Origin of the sequence: Amphibacillus indicireducens, from assembly GCF_039539605.1 — a bacterium.
GTDB classification, from domain to species: domain Bacteria; phylum Bacillota; class Bacilli; order Bacillales; family Amphibacillaceae; genus Amphibacillus; species Amphibacillus indicireducens.
Window position 1 is genome coordinate 1 of record NZ_BAABDL010000012.1, and the last position, 9,050, is coordinate 9,050.

8 protein-coding genes are annotated in these 9,050 nt (G+C 33.1%); all 8 read left to right on the plus strand.

Going from position 1 to position 9,050, the window contains the following annotated elements:
* Window positions 1-587: 587 nt before the first annotated feature.
* The 8 genes from ABD814_RS00945 to ABD814_RS00980 all read left to right on the plus strand — a co-directional run bounded on the left by ABD814_RS00945 (window position 588) and on the right by ABD814_RS00980 (window position 8,548).
* Complete coding sequence (locus ABD814_RS00945) at window positions 588-779, plus strand: bacteriocin (protein ID WP_344909523.1); 192 nt, start codon at window positions 588-590, stop codon at window positions 777-779.
* Between the two features lie 13 nt (window positions 780-792).
* Window positions 793-1,005, plus strand: a complete 213-nt coding sequence (locus ABD814_RS00950; RefSeq protein WP_344909525.1) for a hypothetical protein — start codon at window positions 793-795, stop codon at window positions 1,003-1,005.
* A gap of 2 nt (window positions 1,006-1,007) precedes the next feature.
* Entirely contained in the window at window positions 1,008-1,145 is a 138-nt protein-coding gene (locus ABD814_RS00955; RefSeq protein ID WP_344909527.1) for a hypothetical protein, read from the plus strand.
* A 385-nt stretch (window positions 1,146-1,530) separates the two neighbouring features.
* A complete protein-coding gene (locus tag ABD814_RS00960; protein WP_344909529.1) occupies window positions 1,531-3,738 on the plus strand; it encodes a peptidase domain-containing ABC transporter in 2,208 nt (735 codons plus the stop codon).
* Entirely contained in the window at window positions 3,735-5,309 is a 1,575-nt protein-coding gene (locus tag ABD814_RS00965) for a beta-barrel domain-containing protein (protein ID WP_344909531.1), read from the plus strand. The genes ABD814_RS00960 and ABD814_RS00965 overlap by 4 nt, the downstream gene beginning before the upstream one ends.
* 264 nt (window positions 5,310-5,573) lie before the next feature.
* A complete protein-coding gene (locus tag ABD814_RS00970; protein ID WP_344909533.1) occupies window positions 5,574-6,218 on the plus strand; it encodes a response regulator transcription factor in 645 nt (214 codons plus the stop codon).
* A 172-nt stretch (window positions 6,219-6,390) separates the two neighbouring features.
* Window positions 6,391-7,290 carry an ABC transporter ATP-binding protein gene (locus tag ABD814_RS00975; protein ID WP_344909535.1) on the plus strand — a complete coding sequence of 300 codons (900 nt, stop codon included), beginning with the start codon at window positions 6,391-6,393 and terminating at the stop codon, window positions 7,288-7,290.
* Entirely contained in the window at window positions 7,283-8,548 is a 1,266-nt protein-coding gene (locus ABD814_RS00980; RefSeq protein ID WP_344909537.1) for an ABC transporter permease, read from the plus strand. Before ABD814_RS00975 ends, ABD814_RS00980 begins: the two co-directional genes overlap by 8 nt.
* The last annotated feature ends 502 nt before the right edge of the window (window positions 8,549-9,050 follow it).

Here is a 9,050-nt window from a genome sequence, read left to right on the forward strand (position 1 = left end):
AAACAATTTTTGAATAATAAAAGTGCACAAAGTTATCTAGCAAAAAGTGCACAATTCTACTTGACAGTTACATGAAGATACATCTACAATGATTGATGTGGAGATTCTTATACCAATCGATAAAAAATTTATAAATTCAAGTTACTATAACTTTAAGCAAACCTTAAGATTAATAAATTGCGTAAAGTTCAGTCATAGGGGAACCCCATTAAATTTCCAAAATGCAGTTAATGAAGTACAAAGATACATTTTAGATAATAAATTAACCCCCATCAGTTCTTTATATACAGTAATCATAGAAGAAACAGAAAGACTAGAAAAACCGGATGACTTCCATGCCGATATTTATGTTTCAATTAATCCAAATATTATTTAACTGAAATATTATTTTAGATAATGAATCTTGATTAACCGGTTAATCAGGAATTATTATAATATGGTTAGGGTGTGATGACCCTTTACACAATAAAACCTAATAATATACAGATAAATAACTTTAGAATTATGTCTGTATGCTTTTGACTATGTGAAAATAGGGTTTTACACTTAAACCAAAACATTTTCATAGGGAAAGGAGGTGATAATACATGGATATTACTATAAATAATAATTTATCATCTATAGATGACAATGAATTAGCTAATATTAATGGTGGAGGTCTTGGTCTTGGAACGGTATTATTTACTGTTATTGGGTATAAAGTTACTGTAGGGGGATGTTTGAAAGCTGGTTCTGCTCTTGGATTAGCGGCAGGAGGCGCAATTGTAATTAGACGTTAAGGAGGGGAAAATTGTGACTTATGAAATTGAGTTAAATAATAAACTTACTTTGATTGATGATGAACATCTACTTGAAATTAATGGTGGTGGCTTTTGGCTTACAGTGGGAGGCGCCATTTTAGGTGGAATAATAGTTATAGGTTCTGCAGTTGTGGTTGCTGGGACTGTAGTTTTTGTAGGAGCAACGGTTCAAGCCGCATACGATTGGGTTTCGAGAAAGTTTTAATTATGAAAACAGTATGGGCGTTATTAACTAACTATTTTGATCTCTCTAGTGGTAATTACAAGTATGTTGTAGAATATAGCTTAAAACTTGGTTTCATTATCGGGTTAATTGTTGGTATTAGCATATTAATAAAATCATAAATCGTGCATTGGAGTGGGCAAAAGTCCACTCCTGATTTAATGGTGTATAACTAAATAAGATAATCTTAATTTACTAATGTGACTATAATATTATGATAATTTTTTTGCTTCATTATTGGAAATATACTTTATCGAAATAATCAAAACGGTCTTTAAACATTAAAAATTTCTGCTCCCATCTTTTCAATAAGAACTGAGCATTTAATGGATAGAGACATATTTTTTAAATTAGACTAATCGGGTGAATAAGGGAAAATATAGCGAGAGGAAAAAATAATTTATAAAAAAACAATCAGCTTACATAAAAGAAGAAGCCTTGAAGATTGGACACCAGAAGTCATTGTTACCATATCATATTAATATATAATTAAAGTGAGGAGACCTAATGTTAGAAAAAATCCTAAACAAATTCAAAAAATACCACTGCATCAAACAACAAGACATCACAGACTGTGGTGCTGCTTGTTTAGCCACAATATCCAAACAATATGGTTTGAAGTTACCCATATCTAAAATACGTGAAGTTGCAGGAACCGATAAACAAGGGACGAATGCGTATGGTGTAATCAAGGCCGCTGAAAAATTAGGTTTTACTGCAAAAGGTGTTAAAGGTGATCAAGAAGCTTTCTTTGGAGAGTTCCCTTTACCAGCAATTGCGCATGTTGTCGTTGATGGGTCATTGTTACATTATGTTGTGATTCATCGGATTACAAAAGATGAGGTATTAATTGCTGATCCAGCCAAAGGTTTAGTCAAACAAACACCAGAAGAATTTTTCCAAATGTGGACAGGTGTATTGATACTGATGGTTCCAACCCCACAATTTGAAAAAGGTGATGAAACGAAAGGGTTATTCCAACGTTTCTTTGGTCTATTAAAACCACAAAAGAAATTGATCACACACATCTTTTTTGCATCAATTCTATACACAATACTAGGGATCCTGGGTGCTTTCTATTTTAAACTTTTAATAGATGATATTTTACCTTATGGATTGAGTAAGACCTTACATATTATATCGATTGGAATTATTCTTTTATACACTTTACAAGTTATTCTCAATTTATTTCGATCACAGTTATTGCTCTATTTAGGACAAAAATTAGATATTAGTTTAATGCTTGGATATTATCACCATGTCTTATCTCTACCAATGAACTTTTTTGGTACGAGAAAAGTAGGGGAGATTATCTCTCGATTTAACGATGCGTCTAAAGTTAGGGAGGCAATGTCAAGTGCGACGCTAACGGTTATGATCGATGTTTTAATGGTCATTGTTGGTGGTGTTATTTTGTATATGCAAAGTGGCTTTTTATTTGGTGTTGCAGCGATCTTAGTCCCTATTTATGCACTGATTGTTTGGTTATATCAAAAGCCATATGACCGGATTAATCGAAAAGAGATGGAGGAAAATGCCCAGCTTACATCATATCTCGTTGAATCAATTAATGGGATTGAGACGGTGAAAGCTTACAATGCAGAACGTAAAGCAAATTTAGAAACAGAAACCCGCTTTATAAAGTTTATTAAAACGATCTTTAAGCACGGGACCATGGGTAACACGCAAGGTTCGTTAAATTCTTTTGTTGAATTAGTCGGTGGTGTAGTCATTCTTTGGGTCGGTGCCTATCAAGTTATTCAAGGGAATTTATCTGTTGGGCAGTTAATCACATTTAACGCATTGCTTGCTTATTTCCTTGATCCGATTAGAAATTTAATTAATTTACAACCAACCTTATTAACAGCTGTCGTTGCATCTGATCGGTTGGGGGATATTTTAGACTTAGAGCCAGAGAAGTCCCTGGATGAAGATCGAAAAATAAATCCCGAGTCATTACGTGGTCAAATAGAAGTTAAGAATCTAGACTTTCGTTATGGAACCCGTGATTGGGTTCTAAAAGAAATTAATCTCTCAATTAAACAAGGAGAGAAGGTTGCTTTAGTTGGTGAGAGTGGTTCGGGAAAAACAACTCTATCAAAATTAATGATGAATTTTTATCCATTAGAAAAAGGCGATATTCTCATCAGCGATTATAACATTCAAGATATAAATCGCGATGTCTTACGAGAAAAAATTGCCTACATTCCACAAGATACATTTTTCTTTAGTGGCACGATCCGAGAAAATTTAACGTTAGGTGTAGAAGATACGATTGAATTTGAAGAAATTGTTCATGCTTGTAAACATGCAAGAGCCCATGAGTTTATTAATGAATTGCCTTTACGTTATGACACGATGCTTGAAGAAGATGCTTCGAATTTATCTGGCGGGCAGAGGCAACGGTTAGCTATTGCGCGTGCAATTTTAAAAAATCCTGATGTTTTAATTATGGACGAAGCGACAAGTAATCTTGACTCGACAACTGAGAAGGTTATCTCAGAGACAATCCAGGAGATTAGTGGTGAGATTACGACGATCATTATTGCTCACAGGTTAAGCACAATTATGAAATGTGACACGATACTAGTAATGGATAAAGGCAGAATTATAGAAACAGGATCGCATACAGATTTAATGAATCAAAAAGGTAAGTACTATAATTTGTGGAAAGATCAACTTCCGCCTATTGAAAAAGATGGTGAAGCACAATGAAAGAAGAATTTAAAAATATAAATGAGATGAGCGATAGTAGAGAATTATTAGAGTCAAAGCCAAATCCAATCATGCCTCTATTTATCTATTTACTGATTACTATTATTGTGATTGCTGGTATTTGGACTTATTTTGGTGAAATAGATGAGGTAATTAAGGCAAGTGGAGTCATTCGTCCAGATGAAACGATTAGTACAGTTCGTAATGAAATGACTAGTCAAGTGCAAGACATTTATTTTGAAGAAGGAGAACGAGTCAAACAAGGAGATATTCTTTTCACATTAAACCAAAGTGATCAAGAACTGCAACAATCACTATTAGAAGACCGATTAAATCAAGCAACTGATCAAGTTAGTCATTTAAAAGTCTTGAAGGAAAGTATAAGAGAAGAGGAAGATCTATTTACTGAAGAGTCTAAGCAAGGTCAAGCTTATGAACGATATAAAGCATTTCAAACTAACTTAGCACTAATGGAGCAAGAGCATGAAGGATCAACTCTAGAAGTTAACCGAGCCGTAGATGATCAAAACCTTCAACAACAGCAGTTGAAAAGACAAAAGAATAATCTTGAAAAGAAAATTGATCAATTGGAAAAGTTAAAGGAAGCAATTGAGAAACAAAAAAACTTATTTACTAAAGAAGAAGTTCCCTATTATAATCGTTTCATTGATATTCAATTGACGATGGAGCAATTAGAAAATGGGATCAATGAAGCAGAAGCTCATTATCAATCAATTAAAAATGAGCAAGTAATTGATAAAGAAACTGAAGAAGAATCTATGGTAATATCAGAAATAACAGATCCAAAAGTTCAGATAGAAAATGCTGAGCAGTTAGTTACTGAGTCTAAGTTCAAGCTAGAACAATATACAAATCAGCAATTACTACAAATTAATAGTGAAATTGACCAAGAAAAGACTCAGCTAAATGAACTTGAAAATACGCTAGGTACGACAAAGAATTATACTGAAGTTGTTGATAATAATCGTGAAAACTATTTAGCTACTGTGGAGAATTTTAAATCAGACGTCCTACTACAAGTTAATGCAGATATTGAGTCAATGGAGCAACAAGTTGAACAATTAGACAAAGAATTAATATTGCTTGAAGATCAGATGAAGAGTTATATTGTTACAGCACCGATAGATGGAAAAGTAAATATACGCACGAATATTTCTAAAGGTGATTATTTGCAAGCTGGTACAGAAGTATTAACGATTGTACCGCAAACAAAAGAGTCAACCTTTACTGTTCAACTCTCGATTTTGAATCAAGATATCGCAAACACTGCGGTCGGTGATCAGGTGAAATTAAGAATTCATTCTTTACCTTATCAAGAATATGGACAGTTAGAAGGAGAAATAATTAGAATTAGTACGGATGCAATTAATGATCCAGAAACAGGATTAAGCTATTATTTAGCGGAAGCAGTAATAGATCAGGATGAATTGGTGAGTTATAAAGGTGTACCTGGACATATAAAAGTTGGTATGACAACTGATGCTCACATCGTGAGTGAATCGAAGAAGATATTACATTTTTTATTAGAGAAAATTGATTTAAGAGATTGAGTTTATTAAATTATAAAATACTGTCAAGTAACTTAATGTCCTCTTAGAGTTAACATATTAAATTGTTAACTCTAAGAGGATTTTTCTTTTAGAAACAACTATATTCAACAAAAATTGTTAAAGTAAATTAAATGCATCTTTTATCTTGTGTAAATATACAGCAAAATAATGAAACTCCCTATTATTGTGTTAAAATAAGATTCATATATCATAATTTAACTGACATTTCACATTTGTGAGTTTAATTTTAAAGGGGAAAGCAAAATGATAAATATTTTAGTTGTAGATAAACATGAACTAGTGGGTGAAGGTATTAAAAAAATTTTATCTAGTGAACCAAAGTTCAATGTTGAGTTAATGGCTTGTAGCCAAAAGGCTTATAAAGTTATTTCTAAAAAAAAGTATGAAGTCTACATTTTTGATTTAAATATGCCTAAAATGAACGGATTAGAATTAGCGAAAAATGTCTTAGTTAATAAACCCGATGCAAAAGTGATTATATTAACAGACAGCGAAGTTTCAAGTTACATTAATGATTTTATTGACCATGGTGTGTCTGGATTTATTAGTAAATCTTATTCAAAGGATCAATTAATTCGTTCGGTTTGGAGTACTATAGAGGGTCAAGTGACCATTCCGATTGCTCTTTTTGCTCAATTAAGACTTGCAGAATATAAAATTAAACTAGAAAATGGTCAAAAGGTTATGCTTACAGAAAAGGAACAGGAGATATTAGTAGAAGTATCTAAAGGATTGACGAATGAGGAAACTGCTGAGAACCTATATATGAGTAAAAGAAATTTAGAAAGGAAACTAACAAACATTTACATAAAATTACAGGTATCATCTAGGGGGCAAGCTCTTGTTAAAGCATTTGAGTTGGGTCTAATTCAAGATGTCATTATTTAAATACTAATAGCCTTGTAGAAACTCAATTAGAAAGATAAACTATAAAACTTGTTGTTTAAACCCCTGAAGTACGATAAACTTAAAATGTGAATTTTTGTCTGAATAATATGTTAATTCTGAATTAAGAAAGCTTGATTTTTACTCAAGCAATAAAGGGAAAAGGAGTTTAACCATGTCATTGAAAATTGAACAGGTGACCAAGCGTTTTGGTAATTTTACTGCAGTTGACGACCTGACATTGGAGATACCAGAAAAACAAATCTTTGGTTTTCTTGGATCAAATGGTGCTGGGAAGACGACAACGTTTCGAATGATTCTTGGTTTGATTGACGCGACTGAGGGTAAAATTACTTGGCAAGGTGAACCGATTAATTACGAAAGAACGGATCAGATCGGGTATTTACCTGAAGAGCGTGGCTTGTATCCAAAATTATCGGTTCGGGATCAAATTGTCTATTTAGCTAGATTAAGAGGGATGGACAAAAAAGATGCGGTTGTGGAATTAGAGAAATGGTTGGAACGATTTGAAGTCCCACAAAATATTGATAAAAAAATTGAGGAACTTTCAAAAGGGAACCAACAAAAGATTCAATTTATCTCTGCGGTCATTCATCAGCCAAAGTTATTAATTTTGGATGAGCCGTTTAGTGGATTAGATCCAGTTAATATTGAAATGATGAAAGATGCTGTTGTTGATTTGAAAGAAAACGGTACTTCGATCGTTTTTTCATCGCATCAGATGAATACAGTTGAGGAACTTTGCGAACATTTATGTATTATTCAAGAAGGTAAGCAGGTCATTCACGGGAGCTTGAAAGATGTTAAACGTTCATTTGGCAAGAAAAACGTCTTTATTCATGCTGATTTTGATCTGACATTCTTGAAAGACCTACCTGGTGTTGTTAGCCAAAAAATAACCACTGAAGGTTGTAAGATTCAAATTGAGAGTGAAGCTATTTCACAATCGGTTTTAGAGGCTGTGAAAAGCAAAGGATTTGTCCGTCGCTTTGCTTTAGAGGAACCTTCATTAAATGATATTTTCATTGAGAAAGTGGGGAAATCATATGCATAAGTTTTGGATTGTACTCTCTCATACGTATATGACACGTATCAAATCAAAATCGTTTATTATAACAACTGCGATCTTTCTTCTCTTTTTTATTGTAATAGGAAATATTGATCGAATCATTGGTTTTTTTGATGATGATGAAATTGATCAAGTTGCTGTGATAGATGATACAGATGAAATTTATACGAGTTTAGTTGAACAATACCAACAAATTGAAGCAAATTTTGAACTTGTTGAATATGAAGGAACCTTAGCTGATGCGGAAGATGACATTTTGTCTGGTGCGATTAAAGGCTTGCTACATATCCAGCCCGACACGAATAACTATTTTAGTGTGGATTATCATACTGATCAATTGCTTAATCAATCCATTCAATCTCAATTAACGAATGACTTACAACAATTGAAAAATGCTCGAGCAATGATAGACATGGGTATTGATCAATCTGTTCTTGAAGAAATTTATTCACCAATTGTTTTTGAGACGGTTGCGGTAGAATTAGCAGATGGGACGACAGCACGTACAGCAGAAGAAATTGGTGTTGCTCAAGGCCTGGTTTATGTGATGTTATTTATTTTATATACTTCTGTTTTAGTATATGGAAACATGATTGCGATGGATATTGCTAACGAAAAATCATCACGGGTAATGGAAATTTTAATTTCAAGCTCATCACCGATAAGTCAAATGTTTGCTAAAATTATCGGAATCTCTTTACTTGGTTTAACACAAATTAGTATCTTGTTAGTTTCTGGTTACTATATTATTCAAAGTAGATCTGATGACATGGGAGATGGAGTTTTCGAATACTTTGGATTTGCGGATGCTCCACTATCTACTTATGTTTATGCAGTTATTTTCTTTATTCTCGGTTACTTTGTTTATGCAACCTTATCAGCAATGTTAGGCTCATTAGTTACAAGGATGGAAGATGTTGGGCAGATCATGATGCCTGTACAATTGTTAATTGTCCTTGCCTTTATGCTTTCTATGTTTGGGTTGAATATGCCTGAATCAACAGTAGTGTCAGTCACATCCTTTATTCCGTTCTTATCACCACTTGTCATGTTCTTAAGAGTCGGTTTACTCGATGTACCGGCTTGGGAAATTGGTCTAAGTATTGGTTTATTAGTTTTAACGACCCTGATCTTAGCGGTTATTGGAGCAAGAGTTTACCGTGGTGGTGTTCTAATGTACGGAAGAAGTGCGTCGCTTAAAGATTTCAAGCGTGCATTACAGCTGTCGAAAAAAGATCGTTAATTTAGATTTATTATCATCATATTTAAAACCCAATTGAGCTTTTGAATTGGGTTTTTCACATTTTAATGTTCGAACGTATTTTCGCTCAATCAATTATAATTTTACCCTATTCCGTCGTACATTATGCCATGGCTGGGAGATTAATAGAAGGTATGTATGAATTGACACTTACCTTTATTATGCATTAAACAGATGGCACCTAGAGTTGATGAGTTTGATAAATATCAATTTCTTTATTGACGGAGACAGTTACTTCATTTAATTCTAAAATCTCTAATATTCTCAACCCTTTTTTAATTAATAGATTGTCTTTTTGAACTAAGCCCTTTCTAATAAATAAAATAGCCTTAATATCATAAAACCGTAGAGTGTGTGCTTCTTTAATAAGATCTTCAATTATATTTTGAAAGTCTTTGTTTGAGCGAGAATAAACCTGCATTATTCATAACTTGATTTTTTATAGGTGATTTGCCCATTAAATTGCCAAAAGTGAATGCCAGTT